The organism is Euzebya pacifica (assembly GCF_003344865.1).
GTDB classification, from domain to species: domain Bacteria; phylum Actinomycetota; class Nitriliruptoria; order Euzebyales; family Euzebyaceae; genus Euzebya; species Euzebya pacifica.
The window spans coordinates 3,419,219-3,443,180 of record NZ_CP031165.1 but is presented as its reverse complement, the minus strand read 5'-3'; the positions used below and the strand labels follow the sequence as shown (position 1 = coordinate 3,443,180).

The 23,962-nt window shown below is 71.2% G+C and carries 20 protein-coding genes; 15 read left to right on the top strand and 5 right to left on the bottom strand.

What is annotated here, in order from left to right:
• The first annotated feature begins 30 nt into the window (after positions 1 to 30).
• The 7 genes from DVS28_RS14730 (at position 31) to DVS28_RS14700 (ending at position 7,232) form a co-directional block, all read left to right on the top strand.
• Entirely contained in the window at positions 31 to 1,152 is a 1,122-nt protein-coding gene (locus DVS28_RS14730; protein WP_114592130.1) for a tetrahydrodipicolinate N-succinyltransferase N-terminal domain-containing protein, read from the top strand.
• On the top strand, positions 1,153 to 1,659 hold the full coding sequence (locus DVS28_RS14725) for a hypothetical protein (protein ID WP_114592129.1): 507 nt from the start codon (positions 1,153 to 1,155) through the stop codon (positions 1,657 to 1,659).
• Between the two features lie 31 nt (positions 1,660 to 1,690).
• The gene (gene dapE / locus DVS28_RS14720; protein ID WP_114592128.1) at positions 1,691 to 2,803 is read left to right on the top strand and encodes a succinyl-diaminopimelate desuccinylase; all 1,113 of its coding nucleotides are present in this window, start codon (positions 1,691 to 1,693) and stop codon (positions 2,801 to 2,803) included.
• A gap of 77 nt (positions 2,804 to 2,880) precedes the next feature.
• Positions 2,881 to 4,845, top strand: coding sequence for a DNA gyrase/topoisomerase IV subunit B (locus DVS28_RS14715; RefSeq protein ID WP_114592127.1), 1,965 nt, complete (start codon positions 2,881 to 2,883; stop codon positions 4,843 to 4,845).
• A gap of 67 nt (positions 4,846 to 4,912) precedes the next feature.
• Positions 4,913 to 5,326, top strand: coding sequence for an ACT domain-containing protein (locus DVS28_RS14710; protein WP_114592126.1), 414 nt, complete (start codon positions 4,913 to 4,915; stop codon positions 5,324 to 5,326).
• An 80-nt stretch (positions 5,327 to 5,406) separates the two neighbouring features.
• Positions 5,407 to 6,639, top strand: a complete 1,233-nt coding sequence (locus tag DVS28_RS14705) for a tRNA dihydrouridine synthase (protein WP_245973545.1) — start codon at positions 5,407 to 5,409, stop codon at positions 6,637 to 6,639.
• Entirely contained in the window at positions 6,636 to 7,232 is a 597-nt protein-coding gene (locus DVS28_RS14700; protein WP_114592125.1) for a Maf family protein, read from the top strand. Before DVS28_RS14705 ends, DVS28_RS14700 begins: the two co-directional genes overlap by 4 nt.
• Here the strand turns inward: DVS28_RS14700 and DVS28_RS14695 are convergent.
• The 3 genes from DVS28_RS14695 to DVS28_RS14685 are packed head-to-tail and all read right to left on the bottom strand — an operon-like array spanning position 7,198 to position 10,564.
• Complete coding sequence (locus DVS28_RS14695; RefSeq protein WP_114592124.1) at positions 7,198 to 7,800, bottom strand: TetR/AcrR family transcriptional regulator; 603 nt, start codon at positions 7,798 to 7,800, stop codon at positions 7,198 to 7,200. The two genes, DVS28_RS14700 and DVS28_RS14695, sit on opposite strands and share 35 nt — an antisense overlap.
• A complete protein-coding gene (locus tag DVS28_RS14690) occupies positions 7,797 to 9,572 on the bottom strand; it encodes an ATP-binding cassette domain-containing protein (RefSeq protein ID WP_114592123.1) in 1,776 nt (591 codons plus the stop codon). The genes DVS28_RS14695 and DVS28_RS14690 overlap by 4 nt, the downstream gene beginning before the upstream one ends.
• Before the next feature lie 11 nt (positions 9,573 to 9,583).
• On the bottom strand, positions 9,584 to 10,564 hold the full coding sequence (locus DVS28_RS14685) for an ABC transporter permease (RefSeq protein WP_114592122.1): 981 nt from the start codon (positions 10,562 to 10,564) through the stop codon (positions 9,584 to 9,586).
• Between the two features lie 162 nt (positions 10,565 to 10,726).
• Here DVS28_RS14685 and DVS28_RS14680 point away from each other — a divergent pair, with 162 nt between their 5' ends.
• The 6 genes from DVS28_RS14680 to DVS28_RS14655 all read left to right on the top strand — a co-directional run bounded on the left by DVS28_RS14680 (position 10,727) and on the right by DVS28_RS14655 (position 18,693).
• The gene (locus DVS28_RS14680) at positions 10,727 to 14,236 is read left to right on the top strand and encodes a DNA gyrase subunit A (RefSeq protein WP_114592121.1); all 3,510 of its coding nucleotides are present in this window, start codon (positions 10,727 to 10,729) and stop codon (positions 14,234 to 14,236) included.
• Between the two features lie 23 nt (positions 14,237 to 14,259).
• Complete coding sequence (locus DVS28_RS14675; RefSeq protein WP_114592120.1) at positions 14,260 to 14,841, top strand: nitroreductase family protein; 582 nt, start codon at positions 14,260 to 14,262, stop codon at positions 14,839 to 14,841.
• 104 nt (positions 14,842 to 14,945) lie between these two features.
• Complete coding sequence (locus DVS28_RS14670; RefSeq protein WP_114592119.1) at positions 14,946 to 15,470, top strand: hypothetical protein; 525 nt, start codon at positions 14,946 to 14,948, stop codon at positions 15,468 to 15,470.
• Between the two features lie 102 nt (positions 15,471 to 15,572).
• A complete protein-coding gene (locus DVS28_RS14665; RefSeq protein WP_114592118.1) occupies positions 15,573 to 16,925 on the top strand; it encodes a hypothetical protein in 1,353 nt (450 codons plus the stop codon).
• Entirely contained in the window at positions 16,925 to 17,479 is a 555-nt protein-coding gene (locus DVS28_RS14660; protein ID WP_114592117.1) for a hypothetical protein, read from the top strand. The genes DVS28_RS14665 and DVS28_RS14660 overlap by 1 nt, the downstream gene beginning before the upstream one ends.
• A gap of 65 nt (positions 17,480 to 17,544) precedes the next feature.
• Positions 17,545 to 18,693: a COG1361 family protein gene (locus tag DVS28_RS14655; protein ID WP_114592116.1), complete on the top strand. Its 1,149-nt coding sequence runs from the start codon at positions 17,545 to 17,547 to the stop codon at positions 18,691 to 18,693.
• A gap of 33 nt (positions 18,694 to 18,726) precedes the next feature.
• On the opposite strand, the gene tal is transcribed toward DVS28_RS14655, so the two are convergent.
• Positions 18,727 to 19,818, bottom strand: a complete 1,092-nt coding sequence (gene tal / locus DVS28_RS14650; protein ID WP_114592115.1) for a transaldolase — start codon at positions 19,816 to 19,818, stop codon at positions 18,727 to 18,729.
• Positions 19,815 to 21,806: a transketolase gene (gene tkt, locus DVS28_RS14645; RefSeq protein WP_245973544.1), complete on the bottom strand. Its 1,992-nt coding sequence runs from the start codon at positions 21,804 to 21,806 to the stop codon at positions 19,815 to 19,817. Before tkt ends, tal begins: the two co-directional genes overlap by 4 nt.
• 202 nt (positions 21,807 to 22,008) lie before the next feature.
• Here tkt and DVS28_RS14640 point away from each other — a divergent pair, with 202 nt between their 5' ends.
• Positions 22,009 to 23,007: a COX15/CtaA family protein gene (locus tag DVS28_RS14640; RefSeq protein ID WP_164710561.1), complete on the top strand. Its 999-nt coding sequence runs from the start codon at positions 22,009 to 22,011 to the stop codon at positions 23,005 to 23,007.
• Positions 23,004 to 23,927: a heme o synthase gene (locus DVS28_RS14635; RefSeq protein ID WP_114592112.1), complete on the top strand. Its 924-nt coding sequence runs from the start codon at positions 23,004 to 23,006 to the stop codon at positions 23,925 to 23,927. The genes DVS28_RS14640 and DVS28_RS14635 overlap by 4 nt, the downstream gene beginning before the upstream one ends.
• Positions 23,928 to 23,962: the final 35 nt, after the last annotated feature.

Sequence of the window (23,962 nt, the reverse complement as noted above, 5' to 3'; positions counted from 1 at the left end):
GGCGGGACGGGAACGGGCACGCTCTGTGCCATGCGCACCCTCGACGACATCGCCACGGCACGCACGGCCCTCGAGGCCACCATCGACGGCTGGGCCCACCCCGCCGCGTGGGCGGTCGGCGTGGCCACCATCGGCCCGTCCGGTTCGGTCCTCGACGTCACCTTCCCCGTGGTCAACCTGGACACCCCGTCGCTGTCGGCGGTCGCCGTCGCACAGCAGGTCGGCCACGTCGCCGGCACCGCCACCCACCGGCTGACCCCGGACCAGCTCGAGGCTGCGATCGCCGTGGTCGCGCCGGCCGAGTCCGTCGACGTGCCCCACCCCAACCTCGCGGCGTGGCGGCAGCTCGCCTCGCTGGTCGACGTGCCCGCCGCGGGCGGCACCCGGCAGGTTGTCGCGGCCTTCATCGGCGACCTGGCCGACGCGCCGGTCGACGCCGTCGACGCGTGGCTGCGCCTCCACCTGCTCAGCCACCGACGGGTCGCCCCGCACGGGGTCGCCCTCGACGGCGTCTTCGGCCTGCTGACCAACTGCGTGTGGACCAACCACGGCCCGTTCGAGGTCGAGGGCTTCGAGGCCGCCCGGCTGGCCGCCCGCGTCGAGGGACGCCACGTCGAGGTCCGCCTCGTCGACAAGTTCCCGCCGATGCTGGACTACGTCGTCCCGGCCGGGGTGCGGGTCGCCGACGGCAACCGGGTCCGGCTGGGCGCCCACCTGGCCGAGGGCACCACGGTGATGCACGAGGGCTTCTGCAACTTCAACGCCGGCACGCTCGGGGCCTCCATGGTGGAGGGGCGGATCTCCGCTGGTGTGGTCGTCGGTGACGGCTCCGACATCGGTGGTGGCGCCTCGATCATGGGGACGCTGTCCGGCGGTGGGACCGAGACGATCCGGTTGGGCGAGCGTTGCCTGCTGGGGGCCAACTCGGGCCTGGGCATCTCCCTCGGTGACGACTGCGTGGTCGAGGCCGGCCTGTACCTGACCGGCGGCACCCGCGTGGCCATGCCCGACGGCTCGGTCGTCAAGGCCCGGGACCTCTCCGGCGCCGACGGCCTCCTGTTCCGCCGCAACTCCGAGACCGGGGCGGTGCAGGCGCTGGTGCGCGACGGTGGGTCGTGGAGCGGCCTGAACGCCGAGCTGCACGCCAACTGAGTGCCCGAGGTCGAGCCGGGCCTGCCGAAGCTGGTCCACGTCCCGGAGATGATCCCCTCGCCCATCTGGGGCATCTCGGGGTTCCGGCTGCTGCCGACCGCGACCTGGCGGGCCATCCGCGCCCAGGAGGTCGACCGCGCCGGCGGGGCCTGTGAGGTCTGTGGTCGGGCGCAGTCCAAGGGCCTGATCTGCCACGAGGTCTGGGACCATCGCATCGGCGAGGGACAGGGCATCGCGACCCTCGCGGCCCTGCGGATGCAGTGCCGCCCCTGCGACGAGGTCACCCACTACGGGCTGGCGGAGTCCCGGGGCCGCGGTGCGCGGGCTCGCGCCCGGCTGGCGCAGCTCAACGGCATGGGGCCCGAGATGGCGTCGGCCGTCATCGAGGTGATGTACGAGCGGCACGCCACCCTGTCGTCGGTCCGTCGCTGGACCGTGCGGATCGCCCCCTCCCTTGCCGAGCGCCATCCGGACCTGCGGGCCATCGAGCAGGTCGTGGAGGGCTGACCGCGCCGACCGCGGGGATACGCTCGCCGGCATGACGACCGAGGCCTCCGAGACTCCGACCGCCCCTGCCGACCCGTTGACAGGCCGGCTCACCGACCTGCTCCTCGAGCTCTGCGGGATGGTCTGCGTCACGGGGAAGGAGGGGCCGATCGCGGACTGGATGGCCGACCGGTACGGCAGCCGCGGCGACGTCGTCGTGCGCATCGGCAACTCGGTGGTGGCCGGCGTCCCGGAGGACGACGGCGACGACCGCCCCTTGGTGTTGCTCGTCGGCCACCTCGACGTCGTGCCCCCGACGCCCGAGGACGTCACCCCGCGGATCGAGGGCGACATGATCGTCGGACGCGGCACGAGCGACATGAAGGTTGGCCTTGCCATCGCCATGGATGCCTTCGAGGACGAGCGGCTCCGCACGAAGGGGCCGTACCGCATGGCGCTCGTGGCCTACGCGGGGGAGGAGGGTCCCGAGGAGGGCAACGAGCTGACCGACGTGCTGGAGGCGATGCCTGGCCTCGCCGACGCGGCGCTGGCGATCGTCCTCGAGCCGACCGACATGGAGGTCCAGCTGGGCTGCATGGGCGGGCTGCACGCCGAGGTCACCTTCGCGGGCCAAGCGGCCCACTCGGCGCGACCGTGGCAGGGCGACAACGCCCTCACCAAGGCAGGGGAGTGGCTGGCCGGCTGGCGGGGTGCCACCCCGGTCGACATCGACGTCGACGGGCTGACCTACCGCGAGGTCGCCAACCCCACGCGGGCCTGGACCGACAACGCCCGCAACATCATCCCGGGGGCGTTCACCGTGAACGTCAACTATCGCTTCGCGCCCGACAAGGACCTGGCGGCCGCCGAAGCCGCACTGCGGGAGCGGATCGGCGACGTCGGCGAGGTCGTCATCATCGACCGCGCGCCTGCCTGTCCACCGAACCGCCACGCCCCGGCCGTCCAGGCGTTCGTCGACGCCGTCGATGGGGCCGTCACCCCCAAGCAGGCCTGGACCGATGTCGCCCGGTTCGCCCAGATCGGCGTCCCCGCCCTCAACTACAGCCCGGGGCTCGGTGCCCAGGCGCACCAGCAGGGCGAACACGTGCCGATCGCCAACCTGGCGCCGGCGCGGCAGGCGCTCGGACGGTTCCTGGCCGGCTGAGCCGGACGGGTCGGCCCTCGCCCGGCGGGCCGCCTGCGTGGGGACCTCACACCCCCTTGGCATCATTGGACCCAACCATGGTCGAGTACTCCGCCAAGTCAATCTCCGTCCTCGAGGGCCTCGAGGCGGTCCGCAAGCGTCCAGGCATGTACATCGGGTCCACCGACGTGCGTGGCCTGCACCACCTCGTCTGGGAGGTCGTGGACAACGCCGTCGACGAGCACCTCGCGGGCCACTGCAAGAAGATCACCGTCAAGGTCCTCAAGGACGGCGGGGTCGAGGTCGCCGACGACGGGCGGGGCATCCCCGTCGAGGAACACCACAAGCTGAAGGTGCCGGCGCTGGAGGTCGTGATGACCAAGCTGCACGCCGGCGGCAAGTTCGACCAGCAGGCCTATGCCGTCTCCGGTGGACTGCACGGCGTCGGCGTGTCGGTCGTCAACGCCCTCGCCATCCGCACGCAGGTCGAGGTCAGCCGTGACGGCCAGGTCCACGCCATGCAGTTCAAGCAGGGCAAGCGGACCAAGAAGCTCGAGGTCATCGGACAGGCTGCCCGCGGTGGCAAGGCCACGGGAACCCTCGTCCGCTTCTGGCCGGACCCCGACATCTTCGACACCACCGAGTTCGACGACGCGACCATCGTCACCCGCCTGAAGGAGACTGCACTCCTCAACCCGGGGCTGCGGATCGACTTCCACGACAACCGCCCCGCCAGCCAGGGCGGCGGGCGCAGGGAGAGCTTCCGGTACGCCGACGGGCTGACCGACTTCGTCAACGACCTGCTCGACGGCAAGGAACCGCTGCTGGGCAAACCGATCGTGATCTCCCGCGCCGAGGAGTTCGACGGCCGGCCGATGGCCTGCGACATCGCCGTGACCTGGATGGAGACGGGCCACGCCGAACGCAGCCGGTCCTACGTCAACATCATCCACACCCCCGACGGCGGCGCACACGACGAGGGGTTCCGCAAGGCCCTGACCCGCACGCTCAACAAGTGGGGCAGCGACCAGAACAAGCTGTTCGTGCAGAAGGGGCCGCAGTCGGTCACCGGCGACGACCTGCGCGAGGGCATGGTCGCCGTCGTCAGCGTCAAGATGCCCGACCCGCAGTTCGAGGGGCAGACCAAGGGCCGGCTCGGCAGCGCCGTCATGCGCAAGTTCGTGGAGAAGGTCGTCGGCGAGGCCCTCGCCGAGTGGCTGGACGCCAACACCGGCGACGGGCGCAAGATCATCAAGAAGAGCCTGCTGGCCGCCAAGGCCCGCCAGGCCGCCAAGGCCGCACGCGACCTGACCCGTCGCAAGGGCATCCTCGACTCCTCCTCCGCGGGGCTGCCCGGCAAGCTGGCCGACTGCTCCTCCCGCAACCCCGAGGAGTCCGAGCTGTACATCGTCGAGGGCGACTCGGCCGGCGGCTCGTCCAAGCAGGGCCGCGACCGTGACCGGCAGGCCATCCTCCCGCTGCGCGGCAAGGTGCTGAACGTCGAGAAGGCCCAGCTGCGCCGAGTGCTCGCCAACGAGGAGATCGCAAACCTCATCAAGGCCATCGGCACCGGGGTCGAGCCCGAGTTCGACATCAACGGCCTGCGGTACCACAAGATCATCCTCATGGCCGACGCCGACGTCGACGGCGGACACATCACCACCCTGCTGCTGACGTTCTTCTACCGGCTGATGCCCGACCTCATCGCCAAGGGCCACGTCTACCTGGCGCAGCCGCCGCTGTACCAGCTGCGCAAGAAGGCCACCGTCGAGTACGCGATGAGCGACAAGGAACGCGACCAGCTGCTCCGCAAGGTGTTCAGGACCGACCCGAAGGACCCCAAGGGCGTCGAGGTCGCCCGGTTCAAGGGCCTGGGCGAGATGGACCCCGACCACCTCTGGGAGACCACCATGGACCCGCAGCGCCGCACGCTCCTGCGCGTCGGCATCGAGGACGCCGCCCGGGCCGAGTCGATCTTCGGCTTGCTGATGGGCAACAGCGCTGCGGACCGACGTGGCTGGATCGAGGCCAACGCCCAGTACGCGGAGAACCTGGACATCTAGGACGGACATCTGACGTCCTGACGACGCTGCAGGGCCGTCCGGTCGCCATGGGCTAGGTTGTGGCCCCATGGCTGGTGAAACGGATCTGGGAACGCTGCTCGAATCGCTCGACGTTCGCCAGCGCGAGGGCACGTACGTCTACGTCAACCTGCCGCCGGGCACACCGCTGCCCGACCTCCCGCTGTCTGCGGTCGTCACCGAGGTCGAGGGCACCACGATCGTGCTGCGCCAGTCCGACGCCGACGAAGCGGGCATGGACACGGAGTTCCCGTCCGCTTGGCTGACCCTTGCCGTGCACTCCTCCCTGGAGGCCATCGGGCTGACCGCATCGGTCAGCGCGGCCCTGGCCGTCGTGGGTATCCCCTGCAACATCATCGCGGGGTTCCACCACGACCACCTGCTGGTCCCGCCGAACCGGGCCGAGGACGCCATCGCCGCCATCGCGGCACTGCGTGACCGCCCCGAGCTGCGCGAGTCCTGACCCCTGTCGCGGCTGATTCCGGCCGGGGTGGTCGTCCGCACACGCTGCGATCGGCTCCGTCGCTGGCACCATCGACGGTCGTGAGCCCCTTGACCCTGGCCGGTGCCCGCACCGCCGTCACCGTCGACCCGCCGGTCGTCCTCGCCCCCATGGCGGGGGTCACCAACGTGCCGTTCCGTGCCGTCTGCCGCGCGTTTGGCGGCGGCCTCTACGTCAGCGAGATGGTCGGCGCCCGCGCCCTCGTCGAAGCCGACCAGCACGGGGCGATGGCCCTGCTCCGCACCGATGACGGGTCGCTGGACGCCGAGTCGGACAAGGCGAAGCTGGCCGACGAGCTGTCCGGCGGTCGGTTGCGGACGATGCTCCGGGCGGCGTTCGCCCCCGACGAGCCGGTCCGATCGCTGCAGCTGTACGCGATCGACCCCGACCACATGCGGGACGGCGTGGCCGTGCTGGCCGAGTACGACCTGGTCGACCACATCGACCTGAACTTCGGTTGCCCAGCCCCCAAGGTCACCCGCATGGGTGGCGGCGCGGCGCTGCCGTGGCGCCTCGGCCTGTTCGCCGAGCTCGTCGAGGCGGCCGTCTCCACCGCCGGCGGTCGTCCGGTCACCGTCAAGATGCGCAAGGGCATCGACGCGGACCACCTGACCTTCATCGAGGCCGGACGGATCGCGCGGGACCTCGGCGTCGCGGCGGTCACCCTGCACGGTCGCACCGCACAGGATGCCTACGGCGGCCACGCCGACTGGGACGCCATCGCCGCGTTGGTCGACGCCATCGGCGACGAGGTCCCCGTGCTCGGCAACGGCGACATCTGGCAGGCTGCCGACGCCGTGGAGATGATCGCCCGCACCGGCTGTGCCGGCGTGGTCGTCGGCCGCGGTTGCCTCGGCCGCCCGTGGCTGTTCGGCGAGCTCGAGGCGGCGCTGGCCGGCCGTCCCGTGCCGCCACCGCCGAACCTCGGCCAGGTGGCCGACACCCTGCTCGACCACGCCACGAAGCTCGTTGACCATCTCGGAGAGGCAGTCGCCATGCGTGACATCCGCAAGCACACCGGGTGGTACCTGCAGGGGTTCGAGCTCGGCAAGACGCTGCGTGGCGCCCTGCGCCGCGTGGAGCGGCTGGAGGAGATGGCCGAGCTGCTGGGGACAGTGGACCGGGAGGCGCCGATGCCCGAGAGTGCGGTCTCGATGCATCGCGGACACACCCACGGCCCCAAGCCCGTACGACTTCCCGACGGCTGGCTCGACTCCCGGGACACCCACACCCGACTTCCGGCGGCTGCCGGCGCGGTGGTGTCGGGCGGATGAGTCGCCTGGTCCTTGCCTCCGCCTCCCCCCGTCGTCGAGACCTGCTGGCCGATCGGCTGGGCCTCGACATCGACGTGCGGCCCGCCGACGTCGACGAGGCGCCCAAGCACGGTGAAGCCCCTGCGGCGATGGTGCAGCGGCTGGCGCGCCGCAAGGTCAGCGCCGTCCAGGCAGAGATGGAGGACCTCGTCGTCGCCGCCGACACGGTGGTCATCGTCGACGGCGACGTCATGGGCAAGCCCGAGACGCCCCACGAGGCGGAACGCATGCTCCGCGCCCTCAGCGGACGCGAGCACTCCGTCCTGACCGGGGTCGCCGTCCGGCTGGGCCCCAAGGGCGCGTCGGGCGTGGATCGCACCAAGGTGCGCTTCCGTCGCCTCGGGCCCGGCGAGATCCAGTGGTACGTCGACACCGGCGAACCGCTGGACAAGGCCGGCGCCTACGCCATCCAGGGCATCGGCGGCATCTTCGTGGAGCACATCGAGGGCAGCGAGACCGGTGTCATCGGCCTGCCGCTCGGTCGCCTGGCCGTGCTGGTCGCAAGCGTCGGCGCCAACCTCATGGACTACCGTCGGTCGGACCTGTTGCCGTGAGGTAGCGCTGCAGCGTCGGGGCGAGCCATCCGATCAGCTCCTCCGCATCCGGCGTGACGAGGGCATCGAAGTGCAGGACCCGTCGCAGCAGGGCAACGCCGACGAGCTGGGCGGCGCACAACCCGGCCCGCAGCTCCGGTTCGTCGGCGTCCAGGCTTCCGGCGATCTCGCGGAGGACCGCGTCGGTCATGAACTCCCGCAGCATCCGCGCAGCGTGCTCGTTGGCGGCCGCCGACCGCAGCAGGGCCTCGAGGTGTTCGCTGCCGGGCCCGTCCCAGACCTGCAGGAACGTGCGTGCCAGCCGTTCGCCCACCCCGTCGACGGGCCCGTCGAGGACGTGCGCCACCACCGACGGTGCGTCGAACGGCAACGCCAGCGCCGCCTCGAACAGCTGCGCTTTCCCCGCGAAGTAGTGATGCACGAGCGCCGGGTCGACCTCGGCCTCGCGCGCGATCCCACGCAACGAGGTCGCGTCGTAGCCGTCGCGTGCGAAACGGCGCCGGGCCACGACCAGGATGTCCCCGCGGGTGTCGGCATCGCCCGGGCGCCGTCCGGTTCGCCGCGTCACGTCGACACCATCCGCGGTTCCCGGACGTCCCGTTCGGCGCCGAGCGTGACGAACCGTTCCTCGAGCGTGGCCGGCCTCGTGGTCACGATGTCCGGCAGGCCTGCCGCGCGCAACACCTCCCGCACGCGGTCGGCATCCGCGTCTGCCGTGGCCACCCCGCCGTCGGCGAGCGTCGCGGCGATGTGTGCGCGGACGAGGGCATCGACCACCGGACCCGGGTCGGACGTCGGAACGGTCACCGCCTCCTGTCCGCCGATAACCGCCTCGACGGTGCCGCTGGCCACGACCACGCCCGCGGCCATCACGACCAGCCGCTGGCACTGCTCCGCCTCCGCGAGATGGTGGGTCGTCACCAGCACGGCCGTGCCCGCGGTGGCGGCGTCGTGGATGTCCTCCCACAACCGGGCCCGTCCGAGTGGGCCGACGCCCGAGGTGGGCTCGTCGAGGATCAGCAGGTCGGGCCGATGAGCGGTGGCAACGGCGAAGGCCAGCCGCCGCTGCAGGCCCAGGGGGAGGGCACCGACCAGCGTGCCCTCGTCGATGCCCGCCACCGTCGTCGGTGGGTCGGCGTGGACACCGTAGGCGGCCTGCTGGAACCGACGGTTGGCCGCGACGGTGAGGTCCTGGTACAGCCCGAGTCCCTGGGGGACGTACCCGACACGCGCCCGCGTGGCGGGGCCCGGCGGGCCACCCAGGAGCTCGGCCCTGCCGTCGGTCAGCCGTTGCAGGCCGAGCAGCGCCCGGATCAGCGTGGTCTTGCCCGCCCCGTTGGCCCCGAGCAGGCCGACGACCTCGCCCGGGTCCACGTGCAGTGACACCGCCTGCACGGCCGACACGGGGCCGAACCGGATCGAGGCGTCGTCGGCCGCAACCGCCGGTGTGCGCGGTCCGCTCGGTCGTGCGGGCCGACGAAATCGGGGCGTGGTCGGGCCGGGCTCAAGTTCGTCGGCTGTGGCACGGCGAAGGGTGGCCACGACGACCGCGTCCTCGAGGTCCGGGTCGATCCGCTCGCGGGCAGCGATCGGTGGGACGCCATCGGGGTGCCAACGCCGCCAGGCCGCCCCGCGCCGCCACGACCGCACGCCGGGCAGCGGCTGGGGGCCCGTCGTGAGCTCGCCGGGCATCCGCTGCCGGATCTCCGCAGCGGTGCCGCGGTCCAGGACGTCGCCGTCGTGCATGACCACGACGGTGGAGGCGCGAGCAGCCTCGTCGAGGTAGGTCGTGGCCATCACGACGGTCCGGCCAGCAGCCACCTCCTCGGTCAGCAACCGCCAGATCTCGGCTCGGCTGATCGGGTCGACGCCGGTCGTTGGTTCGTCGAGCAGCAGGAGGTCGGGCTGGTGCTGCAGCGCCACGGCCAGCGCGAGCTTCTGGCGCATGCCGCCCGACAGCCGCCCCGCGAGGCGGTGCACGGCGTCGCCGAGCCCCATCCGCACGAGCAGCTCGTGCCCGGTGTCGGCCCGCAGGTGGTGCGCCCGTCGCGCGAAGGCGATGTGCTCGGCGACCGTCAGGTCCTCGAACACCGCCCCGGTCGCGGGCATGACGCCGGCGGTCAGGCCCTCCGCGCGGCTGATCCGTCCGTCGTTCGGCCGGAGGCGGCCCGCCAACGTGCGGAGGAGGGTGGTCTTCCCGGCCCCGTCGCCGCCCACGAGGGCCACGATGGAGCCGGGTGGAACCGTCAGGTCGATGTCGCGAACGGCTGGTTGGCCTGCGATGTCGACGGTCACGCCGCGCAGGACGAGCAGGGGACCATCGGTGGGGGCGGAGGCCATGGGCCGGGTCCTCACGCAGCACCCCCGGTCAGCACGCGGCCGAAGCGTCGGATGGCGGCCAGGAACACCACGCCGCCCATGCCGACGAGCACGACCATCGGCACCCACACCTCGGCCATCCCTGCCCCTCGGATCATCACCCCTCGCGCGATCTCGTTGAACCAGGTGAGCGGCAGCACCCGTGCGACGACCTGCAGGGGCCCGGCCATGGACTCGATGGGAAAGATCAGGCCGGAGAGCATCACCTGGGGGAGCAGGACCATGAGCGCGAGCTGGACGGCCTGTCCCTGGTTGTCGGAGACCGTGGAGATGAGCACCCCCAGCGACAGGGCGACGAAGAGGAACAGCCCCGCACCCGCGGCGAACAGCAACGGCGATCCGACGAAGGGCACGGAGAACACCAGCAAGCCGACCCCGACGATGACCAGCAGGTCCAGCACCGCGATCGCGAGGTACGGCGCGAGCTTTCCGACGAACAGGTCGGTGGGGGAGAAGGGCATGACCGCCAGCTGTTCCATCGTGCCGGTCTGGCGTTCCCGGACCACGCCGAGGCTGGTGGCCAGCGCCCCGATGAACAACATGATGAGGCCGACCAGGGCCGGGACCATCACGGTTGTGGTGTCCAGGTCCGGGTTGAACAACACCTCTGCCTGCAACGGTGACGTCGCGGTCAGGCGCTGGACGAGCTGACCGGCGAACAGGTTCGTCCCGTCGACCAGCACCCGGTCCTCGCTGGGGATCAGCACGGCGTCGATGTCGTTGCGACGCAGCACGTCGACGGGGTCGGCGTCGGCAGGGACCGTCTCGAGGATGTCGAAGGCGGCGGAAAGTGCGCCGGCGGGTGGGGCCTGGCCGAGCACGGCGGTTCGCACGGTCTCGACGTCGAAGCGGGCGGCGTAGCCGAAGACGACGAGCATCAGCAGCGGGACCGCCACCAGCATCGCGACGGTGCGTCGGTCGCGACGCAGCTGCTCGAACTCCTTGCGGATCATCGCTTCCACCGGGACCCCCTCGGCCGCGCATCGCGCCGCGGGTATTCACCTCGTGATGAATTCATCGTGTGGTGAAACGTACGCCCGCTGGGGTGGAACCGTCAATCACCTGGCTTGCTCTGCCTGCCCGGCGATGTCGCACCCGCTTGCCACACTGGGGGCATGAGCGCGCAAGGTTCCCTCCTGGACGACGGCAACGTCGTCGACGTCGACATCGCCGAACGCATGGAGCAGTCGTTCCTCGACTACTCCATGAGCGTGATCGTGGGGCGAGCCCTGCCCGACGTCCGTGACGGGCTCAAGCCCGTGCAGCGTCGGATCCTGCACGCCATGAACGAGGCCGGCCTCCGCGCGGACCGCCAGCACCGCAAGTGTGCGTCGGTCATCGGCGACGTGATGAAGAAGTACCACCCCCACGGCGACTCCTCGATCTACGACGCGCTGGTCCGCATGGCCCAGGACTTCGCCATCCGCGACCCCCTGGTCGACGGACGCGGCAACTTCGGCTCCATCGACGGTGACCCTCCGGCGGCGTTTCGCTACTGCGTGACGGGAACGACCAGGGTCTCGATGGCGGATGGTTCCACGGTGCCGATCGGCAGCCTGATTCCCGACGGAACCGACGAGGTCGATGTCGACCTCAAGGTCCTCGGGCACGACGGTGTGCCCGTCACCGCGACCAAGGTCTTCGACTCGGGTATCCATCCCGTGCGTCGGCTGCGCACGGCCGAAGGATTCGAGCTGGTGGGGACCGCCAACCATCCCGTCCTGTGCCTCGTCCCCGTCGCGGGCGTGCCTGTCCTGCAGTGGCGCACCCTCGAAGAGGTCGAGCCGGGAACCCGCGTGGCGATCCGACGTGCGGCTGACTCCGGGTCGTTCGACCCCTCCGAGGAGCAGAACCGCTGGATGACGCTGGCCGGCGCCCTGGTGAGCGAGGGCTGGGCGTCGACATCACGCGCTGGCTTCAACACCAGCGCCCTGGCCGACAGCCCGCTGGGCGAGCTGATCGGCCGCCGGAGCGCCGACAAGCGAGTTCCCGAGCTGGTGTGGAACGCGTCGACAGAGTCCAAGGCCGTGTTCCTGCAGACGCTGTTCGAGGGTGACGGGAGCGTGATGCTGCAGCCGCGCAGCTCCATCCGGATCGCCTACTCCACCCGGAGCGAGCAGCTGGCCAAGGACGTCCAGACCCTCCTGCTGGAGTTCGGCATCGTCTCGCGCAGGTATGTCGACGACGTGCGGGGCGAACACCAGGTGACGATCGTCAACCGGCGGGATGCTCGGCTCTTTGCCCTGCGTGTCGGGTTCTGGGGGACCAAGCGTCGGGTGCTGGCCGACGCGCTCGCCCGGGTGCCGCACACCAGCCGGGCGATGTCCGCCGATCACATCCCCTATCTCGCCGACTACCTTCGCAGCGAAGCCCCGCGGGGCGGTCGAGAGTGGCTGGCCAAGCACAACATCGACCGTGTCGAACGCTGGGAGCGTGACGGGGACACGATCCGCGAGAAGCTGCGCGACCCCGAGCTGGTTCGGTTCGCCGAGGACCTCGTCGGGCGTGGGTACTTCTATGCGACCGTCGACGAGGTGGTTCCGGCGGGGGAGGCGCGCGTGTACTCACTCCGGGTCGACTCCGACGCGCACGCCTTCGTGACCGATGGCTTCATCAGCCACAACACAGAGTGTCGTTTGTCGCCGCTGGCCATGGAGATGCTGTCGGGCATCGACGAGGCGACCGTCGACTTCGTGCCGAACTACGACGGGTTCGAGACCGAGCCGGTCGTGCTGCCCAGCCGCTTCCCGAACCTGCTGGTCAACGGCTCGACGGGGATCGCCGTCGGCATGGCGACCAACATCCCGCCGCACAACCTCGGCGAGGTCATCGACGCCTGCCAGCTGCTGATCAAGCGACCCTCGGCGGACCTCGAACAGGTCATGGAGGTCCTGCCGGCGCCGGACTTCCCGACCGGAGCCCGGATCCTGCCGGGTGACGGCATCCGCGATGCCTACGCCACCGGACGCGGGGCGGTCACCGTGCAGGCGATCGCCGCCACCGAGACGCGCTCGGGTGGGCTGCCGCGCATCGTCATCACCGAGATCCCCTATCAGGTCAACAAGGCTGCGCTGCTGACCAAGATCGCCGACCTCGTCAAGAACAAGAAGGTCGACGGGATCCGCGACCTGCGGGACGAGTCGTCGCGCGACGGCATGCGCATCGTCATCGAGCTCAAGCGGGGCGAGGACCCCAGCGCCATGCTCGAGAAGCTCTATTCGCTGACCGACCTGCGCACGAACTTCAACGTCAACTTCGTCGCCCTCGACAACGGTCGGCCCGAGACCATGGGCCTGCTGCAGGCCCTGCACGCCTACCTGGCCCACCAGCGCGACGTGCTGACCCGTCGCACGACCCACCGCCTGGAGAAGGCGAAGGCCCGCCTGCACATCCTCGAGGGCCTGCTCATCGCCCTGGACAACCTCGACGCGGTCATCGCGCTGATCCGGGCTGCCGACAGCGCCGAAGCGGCACGACAGGGGCTGATGACACAGTTCCAGATGTCGGAGATCCAGGCCACGGCCGTGCTGGACATGCAGCTGCGCCGGCTGGCCAAGCTGGAGCGGGGCAAGATCCAGGCCGAACACGACGAGCTGGTCGGGATCGTGGCCGAGCTCGAGGCGATCCTCGCTGACTCCGGTCGCCTGGACCGGATGCTGTCGGGCGAGCTGGCTGCGATCGCCGAGACCCACACCACCCCTCGGCGCAGCCGGATCGACGGCTGGGACGCCGCGACGGGCGATGACGAGGGCGAGGTCGCCCCGGTCCTCGCAGCCCAGGACGTCACCACCTACGTCACCGCCGGCGGCTACCTGAAGTCGGTGGCCCGCAAGCGGCTCACCTCGCCGCACAACGCCGACCACGACCCGATCGTAGCGGTCCTCCGTGGGGCGGCCGACGACGTCCTGTTGCTCATCGACGAGCAGGGGACCGGCTACCGCATCGACATCGGCCAGCTGCCGGTCGTCTCCATGCCACGTCGCGGCACGGCCATCGCCGCAGTGCTGGGGGAGGGGCCGACCGCGCCGCTGGCGGGTGCCGTCGTCCTCGGCGACCATCCTTTCGTCCTCACCGTGTCCGCCGGTGGACAGGTCAAGCGGACCGAGCGGGCCGAGTACGAGATCCGCAACCGGTCCATGACCGCGGCAGGCACCAAGTCCGGTGACCGCATCGTGGCCGTGCTCGGCGTCGAGGAGTCCGACGAGCTGCTGCTGGCCCACAGCAAGGGGCTGGCGATCCGGTTCCCGGTTGCCGACGTCAACCCGACCGGCCGGTCCGCCTCGGGAGTGGCCGGGGTCAAGGTGCCGAAGGACGCGACCCTGGTGTCGGCCACGGTGGTCTCCGAACACGGCGACGTCACGGTCGTGGATGCCGACGGGCGGGCGAAGGTCGTGCCCGGCGGCGACTTCCCCCTGCAGGGACGAGGCGGCAAGGGTGTGCTGACCGGTGTGGAGAACCTGGTGTGGGCCGGCTCCGGCCGGACGCTGCACGTGCCCACCGCAGAGGGCTGGACGACGGTGCGACCCGAGACGCTGACGGCGACGTCCCGTGCCCGGCCGGCGGTCGAGGCCCTGCCTCCGGTCAGCGGCCGACCCGTCGCCGAGCACGTCGACGACGACGCGTAGCCGTCGCACCGAAGGACACGTCGATGGAGTTCAACGAGGTCGTGCGTCGGCGCCGCATGGTGCGACGGTATCGACCGGATCCGGTCGACCCGGCGGTCCTGCGACGCGTGCTCGACACCGCCCGCCGGGGACCGAGTGCCGGGTTCAGCCAGCCACAGCGGTTCGTCGTCGCCGTCGGCCAGGCGGCCCGACAACGAATCGCCGACGCCTGCGGTGAACCCCACCACGTGGCTCGCGGTCTGCAGCCATGGTTGTCGGTCGCCCCGGTGCACGTCATCCCCTGCGTGGATGCCGGGGCCTACGACCGCCGCTACGCCGAGGCGGACAAGGCGGCGTCGGTCGGGCCGGACGGCTGGTCGGCGCCCTTCGCGTGGGTCGACGGCGGCGCGGCGTTCGGCATGCTGCTGCTGGCGGCGGTCGAGGAGGGCCTGGGGGCGGGGTTCCTCGCCGTCGACAGCCAGGTCCTGCGGGACGCGGCCGGGATCCCCGAGGCCTGGGACCCGATCGGACTGGTGACCCTCGGCCACCCCGTCGAGGACGGCCGACCCGGGTCCCAGAACCGCTCCAGGCTCGACCTAGACGAGATCGTGCGGTGGGCTGACTAGTTCCGCCGCGGGCGACTAATGACCCGAATGGACCATCAACTCCTCTACGTAACGCGGCGATGCAGAGAGTGTCACCGAACGTACGTCACCCGAGGAACCCCCCCATGATCCGTCGTCGCCCCCTGCTTGCCGCCACCGTCGCTGCTGCCTCCATGCTCGCCTTCGTGGCCGGTCCGAGCGGGGCGGACGAGACCACCATCACCGTCACCATCGCCGGAGGCAACCTGACGATCGACGCACCCGCCACGGTCACCGGCAGCGGTGGCATCAACAGCACGGTGGTGGTCGACGTGCCGACGGTCGCCATCGACGACGGCCGCGGCTCGCTTCTCGGGTGGACGGCTACTGCCAGCGCCACGGACCTGACAACTGGGGGCGGCGACGAGGTCGGCGAGACGATCTTGGCCACGACCCTGCTCTGGGGAACCGACTCCATCACACCCGCGGAGGGGCAGACCGCCATCAGCCTGCCTGCGGGAGGCTCCCTGGGTGTCTCCTCTGTCATCGCCGTGGGGGCGCCGCTCGTGAGCCCGGGCGAGTTCACGGTCGACGGGGCCATCACGGTTCCCGTCCCCCTCAACGCTCGCGCCGGCGAGTACACAGGCACCCTGACGACCACGATCTCCTAGCGCAGCCACCCTTCTCGCACCGTGGCCCTCGTGGGGGCAACGACCCGCAGCCGGCCCCGGTTCCATCCCCGGGGCCGGCTGTGCCAGTTATGGTCAGCCGCGATGCGGATCCGTTCGATGTCGATGTCCCGCCTGCTGGGCGTCCTGCTGCTCACCGTCCTCGTCGGCACCGGCGCGTCCGCCCAGGAGGTACGCGACGGCCTCGGCATCCGCCTGCTGGAGGCGCCCGCCGACCGGGTCGACGACCCCCGTGCCCTGTCCTACGTGATCGACCACGTCGCGCCGGGCACCACGATCGAACGCGACTTCGAGGTCACCAACGGCTACGACACCGCGTCGTTGCTCGAGCTGTACCCGGTCGGCGCCGAGATCGTCGGCGATGCCTTCGTCCCGGGGGCCGGCCGAGAGGGCAACGAGCTGTCCTCGTGGATCAGCGTCGACCCGGCGACGGTGGAGGTGGCCCCGCGTGGGACCGCGACCGCGACGCTGCGGATCGACGTCCCTCCCGACGCCACGGAGGGGGAGCGGTACGGCGTCGTGCTGGCCGAGCGCGGCCCACCCTCCGACGTGGGGGAGGGTGAGCTCGGCGTCGCCGCCCGCGTCGGGATCCGGGTCTACCTGTCCGTGGGACCCGGCGGCGAGCCCACCACCGACTTCCGCATCGAGTCCCTTGCCGGGGCAACCAGGGACGACGGCGTCCGCGTCGTGCGTGCCGTGGTCACCAACACCGGTGGCCGGGCCCTGGACTTCAGCGGCGAGCTGGCCCTCGACCAGGGGCCCGCGGGCCTGACCGCCGGTCCCTACGAGGTGACGCCCGGCACCACGCTCGTCCCCTCGGCGACGGTCGAGCTCGACGTGGAGCTCGACGACGCGATCCCCAGCGGTCCGTGGGATGCGCGCCTGACGTTGACCTCCGGAACGCTGGTCAGGGAGGCCACCGCCCGCCTGGACTTCCCCGACGAGGCGGGGGCAGAAGGTGCCCCGCAGGACGCGGTGGTCGTGGACGCCGAGGACGACGACGGCCCGCGAGTACCAGTCGTGGCGCTCGGCCTCGGACTGCTGCTGCTCCTGCTCGTCGCGCTCGGCGTGTGGTGGGGACGACGACGGGCGACGCGGACGGACGATCCGAGCCCGGCGCCGACGGTTCCCGACCCAGGTCGCAGGCCGGCGGCCGCTGCGGGTTGGGAGGCCCCCGGTACGTCGGGTGGGCCGCCACCCCGCCGCCGCCCGGGCGGCCACCGCCCGGGGCCTCCTCACCCGAGCCACCTCCCCCTCCGCCCGGCAGGCCCCGGCCAGCGGCCTCGGCGCCGCCACCACCCGTGCCGCCGTCGTCGCCCCCGGGCGACGGCGGAACCTGACGTAACCGTCCGGATCGACCTCCCGACGCCTACGACGGTCCGGATCGGTTCGCCCGAACGACTCAGCTCCGTGGCACCGCGGCCGATCAGGCCCTGATGAGGACGTATTCCCCAGGTCGAGCCGCCACCCGTCGTCGCACCAGCATCGCGCTCGTCACCGCTGCTGCCCTGGTGGGGGCGGGCACCGTCCTGCCGGTCGGCGCGGACACCACCGCGCTCACCCTGTCGCTCACCAACTCCGGCACCCTGTCCATCGATGCCCCCGCCGCTGCGAGCGCGACGACCGACGTGACCTCGACGTCGGGGATCACCGCCACGATCCCGGTCAACGGCATCGTCATCACCGACGCCCGCACCCTCCCCGGTGTATTCACCGCGACGGCCAGCGCGACGGACCTGACCAACGGCTCGGACACGATCAGCAACGCCGGCATGATCTGGCTGTCGACCTCGGCCACCACGGGCGGCGGCAGCCCTGCCCCGGGTGTCCTCGGGGCCGGCGGCGCGCTGAACGGCACCGCCATCGTCGCCATCGGCCTGGGACTCGGCCTGGGTGCCAACAGCTACACCGTCAACGGCACCATCACCGTCCCGATCACCGGGAAGGCCCCCGGCGAGTACACCGGCACCCTGACCACCTCGATCAACTGACCCGAGCCCGGTCAGCGGTGTCCGGAATCTCCTGCGGTCGTCCACGCGGCAGGTAGAACGGCCTCGTGCGTGCCCCATCCTCCAGTCGTGCAGCCAGCGTCGTCCCCGGCCTGGTCGTGTTCGCGCTGGTCGTCGTGGGGCTGCTGACCAGCGCGTCGAAGGCGCAGGACCTCCCGCCGCCCGGCATCGGTGTGCGCCTGCTGGAGGCCCCGGCCGAGCTCGTCGACGACCCTCGGGCCCAGGTCTACGTCATCGACCACCTCCCGCCCGCCACGACGATCGAGCGTCGGTTCGAGGTCAGCAACGGCGAACCGACGCCGTTCGACGTCGAGCTGTATCCCGTCGCGGCCGACATCCGCGACGAGGCGTTCCTCGCCGACGCCGGCCGACGTCCCAACGAGCTGGCGACATGGATCAGCGTCGAACCGTCCGCCCTGACCCTCCAACCGGGCGAGCGGGCAGAGGTGACGATGCGGATCGACGTCCCCGCCGACGCCACGCGGGGTGAGCACTACGCCGTTGTCTTCGCCGAACGGCTGCCCGGCGGCGACGTCGACGGGGTGGAGGTCGCCACCCGCGTCGGACTGCGGGTGTACCTGTCGGTGGGGCCGGGCGGCGCCCCGCCGATCGACTTCGAGATCATGTCGGTGCTCCCAAGCCGCGGCGACGACGGCCGGCCCCGGCTGGACACGCTGGTTCGCAACACCGGAGGCCGGGCGATCGACCTGTCGGGCGAGCTGCAGCTGGCCGACGGGCCCGGCGGGACGACCACGGAACCCTTCGACGTCGCCCTTGGCACCACCCTGCCGCCGGGGGAGGAGGGGAGGGTCACCACCATCCTCGGGGTCGACCTGCCGGACGGGCCGTGGCGTGCCGACGTGACGCTACGGTCGGGCCTCGTGGAGCGCATGGCAACGGCACGGCTGACCTTCCCGCCGGTCGGCGAGACCGCCGAGGCGGTGGCCGCCGAGTCGACGACCCCGTCCAGGGGGATCTCGACCGCGGTCCTCCTCGGCAGCGGCCTGGGCGTGCTCGCGGTCCTCGCCGGCATCGCCTGGCTGGTCGTTGGCCGTGGCAGGACGTCCGCCGCGTCGACACCGGTGCATCCGTCCGGACCGCGGTGGCCCTCGCCCGATCCGGCAACCGCTGTCATGCCGCCGCCGCCCCCGCAACGCACGAGGCGGGCCGAGCTGGTGCCCGACCCGCCTCGTTGACGGTGTAGCTGGCCGTCCGGCCGGTGACGCGGCCTAGTCGGCGGCGCCGGCCACGGTTGCTACAGCCTCCTCGAAGCTGTCGACGAACTTCTCCACACCCTCGGTCTCCAGCTCCTTGGTGACCTGGCCGAGGTCGACCCCGAGCTCGGGCAGGCGAGCCAGCAGCGCCAGCGCCTCGTCGACCCGACCGTTCAGGTTGTCGGTGGGCTCGGCACCGTGGTCGCGCGTGGCGTCCATGGTCGGCTCCGGCACCGTGTTGACGGTCTGGGGGCCGACGAGCTCGTCGACGTACAGGGTGTCGGGCAGCGACGGGTCCTTGGTGGACGTCGACGCCCACAGCGGCCGCTGGGGCTTGGCGCCGTCGGCAGCCAGCGACTTCCAGCGGTCCGATGCGGTGACCTCGAGGAACGCGCCGTACGCCGCACGGGCGTTGGCGATCGCCACCTTGCCGCGAAGGTCGTGGCCCTCGGGCAGCAGTCCGTCGACCTTCGCGTCCACGCGGGAGACGAAGAACGAGGCGACGCTGGCGATGTGATCCAGCTTGCCGCCTGCGTCGCGACGACGTTCCAGGCCTGCCATGTAGGCGTCCATGACCGCGCGGTGGCGGTCGACGCTGAACAGCAGGGTGACGTTGACGTTCAGGCCCTCGCCGATCAGGCGGGTGATCGCCGCCAGACCCGGCTCGGTGCCGGGAACCTTGACCATCAGGTTGGGCCGGTCGATCTCCTGCCACAGCGACAGGGCCTCCGACACGGTGCGCTCGGTGTCGAAGGCGTGGGCCGGGTCGACCTCGATTGAGACGTACCCGTCGGCGCCGTCGGAGGACTCGTACACGGCCGCGAACTGGTCGCAGGCGGCGACGATGTCGTCCTTCATGACGGCCCACAGGATCTCGCGGGCGTCGGCGCCCTGCTCGACCATGGGGTCGACCTGCGCGTCGTAGGTGTCGTCCTCGGCAACGGCCTTGGCGAAGATCGCCGGGTTGGACGTCAGGCCGTGGATCTCACCGGCGCTGATCAGCCGGTCCAGATAGGCGCCTTCGCCCAGGTAGGACCGCTTGATCGAGTCCAGCCAGATCGCCTGGCCGGCGTCGTGGATCTTCTGCAGCGGGTTCTTGTCGCTCATTCGTCGTCCTCCCATTCCTCGAGCAGGTCCCGGGCGGCGTCGGCGACCGCAGCGGGGGTGAAACCGAATTCCTCGAACAGCACCTCGGCAGGGGCCGATGCACCGAAGTCGTCCATGGCGACGTGGTCGTCGGCCCAGCGTTCCCAGCCGAAGCTGACGCCGGCCTCGACCGACAGCACGGGGGCGTCGCCGCCACCGAGCAGCTCGTCGGCGTAGTCGGGGTCGCCGTCGGCCAGCAGCTCCATGCAGGGCATGGAGACGACGCGGACGGCCAGGTCGTCCTCCTCGGCCAGCTTCTCGGCCGCCGCGACACACAGCTGGACCTCGCTGCCGGTGCCGACGAGCACGATGTCGGGGTCAGCCACGTCGTTGAGGGCGTAGGCGCCCATGCTGACCTGGTCGGCGGAGGACCCGGTGAGCACCGGCAGGTTCTGCCGGGACAGGGCCAGCGCCGTCGGGCCGTCGGTCCGCTGCACGGCCTCGAGCCAGGCGCCGACGGTCTCGCGGGCATCGGCCGGTCGGATGACGCGCAGGTTCGGGATGGTGCGCAGCGAGGCGATGTGCTCGATTGGCTGGTGGGTCGGACCGTCCTCGCCCAGGCCGATCGAGTCGTGGGTGAACACGTAGATCACGCCCAGGCCGGACAGCGCCGAGAGGCGCATCGAGCCACGCATGTAGTCGCTGAACGTCAGGAACGTGCCGATGAACGGCCGGACGCCGCCGTGCAGGATCATGCCGTTGGCCATGCCGGCCATCGCGTGCTCGCGGACGCCGTAGTTGATGTTGCGCGCGGCGAACAGGTCACGGGTGACCGCGCCGGAGCTCTCGATCATCGTCTTGTTGGAGCCGGCGAGGTCGGCGGAGCCGCCGACCAGCTCGGGGACCGTGGCCGCGAGGCGCTGGATGACCGCACCGCTCGTGGAGCGGGTGGCCTCGCTGTGGCCGTCGTCGAACTCGGGCAGCGCGGCGTCCCAGTCCTCGGCGAGCTCGCCGGCGAACGCCCGCTCCAGCTCCTCTGCGAGGTCGGGGTGTGCCTCCTCGTAGCTGGCGTAGAGGGTGTTCCACGCCTCCTCGGCGACCTTGCCGCGCTCGACCTGGCTGGTGGCCTCGTAGACCTCGTCGGGCACCTCGAAGGGCTCGTGGGACCAGCCGTAGGCCGCCTTGGCGGCCGCAGCCTCCTCCGCGCCCAGGGGGGAGCCGTGGGCCTTGGCGGTGCCGGCCTTGGTGGGGGCGCCGTAGCCGATGGTGGTGCGGACGCGGACGAGCGTGGGGCGGCCGTCGGACTGCTTGGCCTCCTCCATCACCTTGTCCAGCGCGCCGAGGTCGTTGCCGTCGTCGACCTCGAGCGTGCGCCAGCCGTAGGCGTCGAAGCGCTTGACGACGTCCTCGGTGGAGAACGACCAGGAGGCCGGCCCGTCGAGGGTGATCTCGTTGTCGTCCCAGAAGACGATCAGCTTGTCCAGGCCGAGGTGGCCGGCCAGCGAGCAGGCCTCGGCGGCGACGCCCTCCATGAGGTCACCGTCGGAGGCCAGCACCCAGGTGCGGTGGTCGACGATGGTGGTGTCCTCGGTGTTGAACCGGGCGGCCAGCATCTTCTCGGCCAGCGCGAAGCCAACGCCGTTGGCCAGGCCCTGACCCAGGGGACCCGTGGTCGTCTCGACGCCGGGCGTGGCGAAGGACTCGGGGTGACCCGGTGTCCGCGACTCCAGCTGCCGGAAGTTCTTGATGTCCTCCATCGACACGTCGTACCCGGTGAGGTGCAGCGTGGAGTACAGCAGCATGGATGCGTGGCCACAGGACAGCACGAACCGGTCGCGGTCGATCCAGTTCGGGTTGCTGGGGTTGTGCACCAGGTGCTTCGTGAACAGCGTGTGGGTCAGCGGCGCAAGGCCCATCGGGGCACCGGGATGCCCGGAGTTGGCCCGCTCGACGGCGTCGATGGACAGGGCACGGATGGCGCTGACGGCAAGGGAGTCGTTGTCGGTCACATGGGGCAGGCTATCCGGTCCGGTGGGCGACCGACACCTCGGCCACTCGTGGGCCCGCGCGCGCGAGCCCAGAGGTTTGTTGTCCGACCCACCAAGTACGGGTTGGGGCCGACGCGCCCGGAGGGCGTAAACTCCGACGTCCCCCGTGGCCCGCGTGCCCCCTCCGCCGGCCGCCATCCCGACCCGGGGACGCTTCCTCATCGTGCCTGACACGCCTGCCATGCCCTCTTCCGGCTTCCGCCGCCTCTCCGTCGTTGCCGCGATCACCTCCCTCGTGGTGATCGCCATCGGCGGTGCGACCCGTGCCACCGATTCCGGACTCGCCTGTCCGACGTGGCCCGGCTGCTTCAGCGGCGGCGACTTCCTGCCGCCCGTCGACGTGAGCGCCGTTGACGGCCTCGGTCGATCGGTGTCGGGGCTCAACGTGTGGCTGGAGCACAGCCACCGGCTGGTCGCCGGCGTGCTCGGCCTGATGGTCGCCGCGCTGCTCGTCTGGGTCCTGGCTCGCCATCGCCGGACGCCGGGGCTGCTGTGGCCCGTCGTCGCTGCCGCGGTGGCCGTCAACATCCAGGCCCTCCTCGGCGCCCTTGTGGTGTGGAACCTCGTGAAGGTCGAGCTGGTCACCACCCACCTCGGCCTCGGGACCGCCACCATGGCCCTGCTCGTCTACGTGGCCGCCCGATCCCAAGGGCCCCTGCGGAGGCCGTCCCGCGCCGAGCGGCTCGTGCGCATGTGGCGCTTCGCCGCCGTCGTCACCGGGGTGCTGTGGCTGCAGATCCTCGTCGGAGGACACCTCACCGGCGTCATGGGCGGACTGGCGTTCGTCAACGACCCCGCGCTCGGGCTGTTCTCCATCGGACCGATCACCATGGAGCCGGAAGCCGTCAACGTCGTCCACCGGTACCTCGGCTTCGTCGTCGCCGGCCTGGCCATGGCGACGGCCGGTCGCATGCGTCGTGCAGGGATCGGCGGTGCGCCGCAGACCTGGGCGCGCGTCGCCGCGTCGTTGACCGGCATCCAGGTCCTGCTCGGCGTCGCCAACCTGTGGTCGTCGCTGTCGTTCCTGTCCGTCATCCCACACCTGGCCGTGGCCTCGTGGATCCTTGCCGCCATGGTCATGGTCCTGATCAGCCTGTGCCGCGCCGACGAGCAGTCCGCCGTCGACGTCACCACCGACACCCTCGTCGAGGTCCCCGCGTGAGCTCCTCCACCACCACCGAGGTCACCGGCACCAGCGTCGGCGACGTCGTCCGCGCCTACGTCGCGCTGACCAAGCCCCGCATCGTCGAGCTACTGCTGGTCACGACCCTGCCGGCCATGGTCGTCGCGGCCGATGGGCTGCCGTCGGCCGGGCTGGTCTTCGTCACGCTGGTCGGCGGGACGCTCGGAGCCTGCAGCGCCAACGCGTTCAACTCCATCATCGAGCGCGAGGCCGACAAGCTGATGGCCCGCACGCGCCGCCGTCCGATGCCCAACCACCGCATCGAGCCGCGAGCCGCGATCGTCTTCTCCGCCCTCCTCCAGGTCATCTCCTTCGGGATGTTGTGGACGTGGGCGAACCTGCTGACCGCCCTGCTGGTGCTGGCCGCCAACGTCTTCTACGTGCTGGTGTACACCGCCTACCTCAAGCCCCGGACGGTGCAGAACATCGTCATCGGCGGCGCGGCGGGCTGTGTTCCCGTGCTCGCCGGCTGGTCGGCCGTCACCAACGACCTGTCGCTGGTGCCGTGGCTGATGTTCGCCATCGTGTTCCTGTGGACGCCCCCGCACTTCTGGGCTCTGGCCCTGCGGTACAAGGAGGACTACGCGGCCGCGTCGTTCCCGATGTTGCCGGTCGTCGCTGGGACGCTCGAGACGACCCGCCAGATCGTTGGCTACACCTTCATCATGGTCGGCTTCTCGCTGGCCCTCGGGCTCGTCGCCGGCGCCGGTCCGCTGTACATGGTGATCGCGATGCTGCTGGGCATCCGCTTCGCCCAGCTGACCCTCCGCCTGCACCGAGTCGGCCTGCGGGCCGAGGAGGACGAGGAGGTCCACGGCCCCGCGATGGCGGTCTTCCGCTTCTCCATCGCCTACCTCGGCCTGCTGTTCTTCGCCCTCGCCGCGGACGTGTTCGTCTAGGACCGGATCAGCTCGGGGGAGCGTCCTCCAGGCCC

Bases quoted from the DNA above. Each gene is read 5' to 3' on its own strand.
- DVS28_RS14710 (WP_114592126.1), top strand. From the start codon at position 4,913: ATGGCTGGTGAAACGGATCTGGGAACGCTGCTCGAATCGCTCGACGTT.
- DVS28_RS14700 (WP_114592125.1), top strand. From the start codon at position 6,636: ATGAGTCGCCTGGTCCTTGCCTCCGCCTCCCCCCGTCGTCGAGACCTG.
- DVS28_RS14670 (WP_114592119.1), top strand. From the start codon at position 14,946: ATGATCCGTCGTCGCCCCCTGCTTGCCGCCACCGTCGCTGCTGCCTCC.
- DVS28_RS14680 (WP_114592121.1), top strand. From the start codon at position 10,727: ATGAGCGCGCAAGGTTCCCTCCTGGACGACGGCAACGTCGTCGACGTC.
- DVS28_RS14660 (WP_114592117.1), top strand. From the start codon at position 16,925: ATGAGGACGTATTCCCCAGGTCGAGCCGCCACCCGTCGTCGCACCAGC.
- DVS28_RS14690 (WP_114592123.1), bottom strand. From the start codon at position 9,572: ATGGCCTCCGCCCCCACCGATGGTCCCCTGCTCGTCCTGCGCGGCGTG.
- DVS28_RS14685 (WP_114592122.1), bottom strand. From the start codon at position 10,564: ATGATCCGCAAGGAGTTCGAGCAGCTGCGTCGCGACCGACGCACCGTC.
- DVS28_RS14675 (WP_114592120.1), top strand. From the start codon at position 14,260: ATGGAGTTCAACGAGGTCGTGCGTCGGCGCCGCATGGTGCGACGGTAT.
- dapE (WP_114592128.1), top strand. From the start codon at position 1,691: ATGACGACCGAGGCCTCCGAGACTCCGACCGCCCCTGCCGACCCGTTG.
- tal (WP_114592115.1), bottom strand. From the start codon at position 19,818: ATGAGCGACAAGAACCCGCTGCAGAAGATCCACGACGCCGGCCAGGCG.
- DVS28_RS14665 (WP_114592118.1), top strand. From the start codon at position 15,573: ATGCGGATCCGTTCGATGTCGATGTCCCGCCTGCTGGGCGTCCTGCTG.
- DVS28_RS14715 (WP_114592127.1), top strand. From the start codon at position 2,881: ATGGTCGAGTACTCCGCCAAGTCAATCTCCGTCCTCGAGGGCCTCGAG.
- DVS28_RS14730 (WP_114592130.1), top strand. From the start codon at position 31: ATGCGCACCCTCGACGACATCGCCACGGCACGCACGGCCCTCGAGGCC.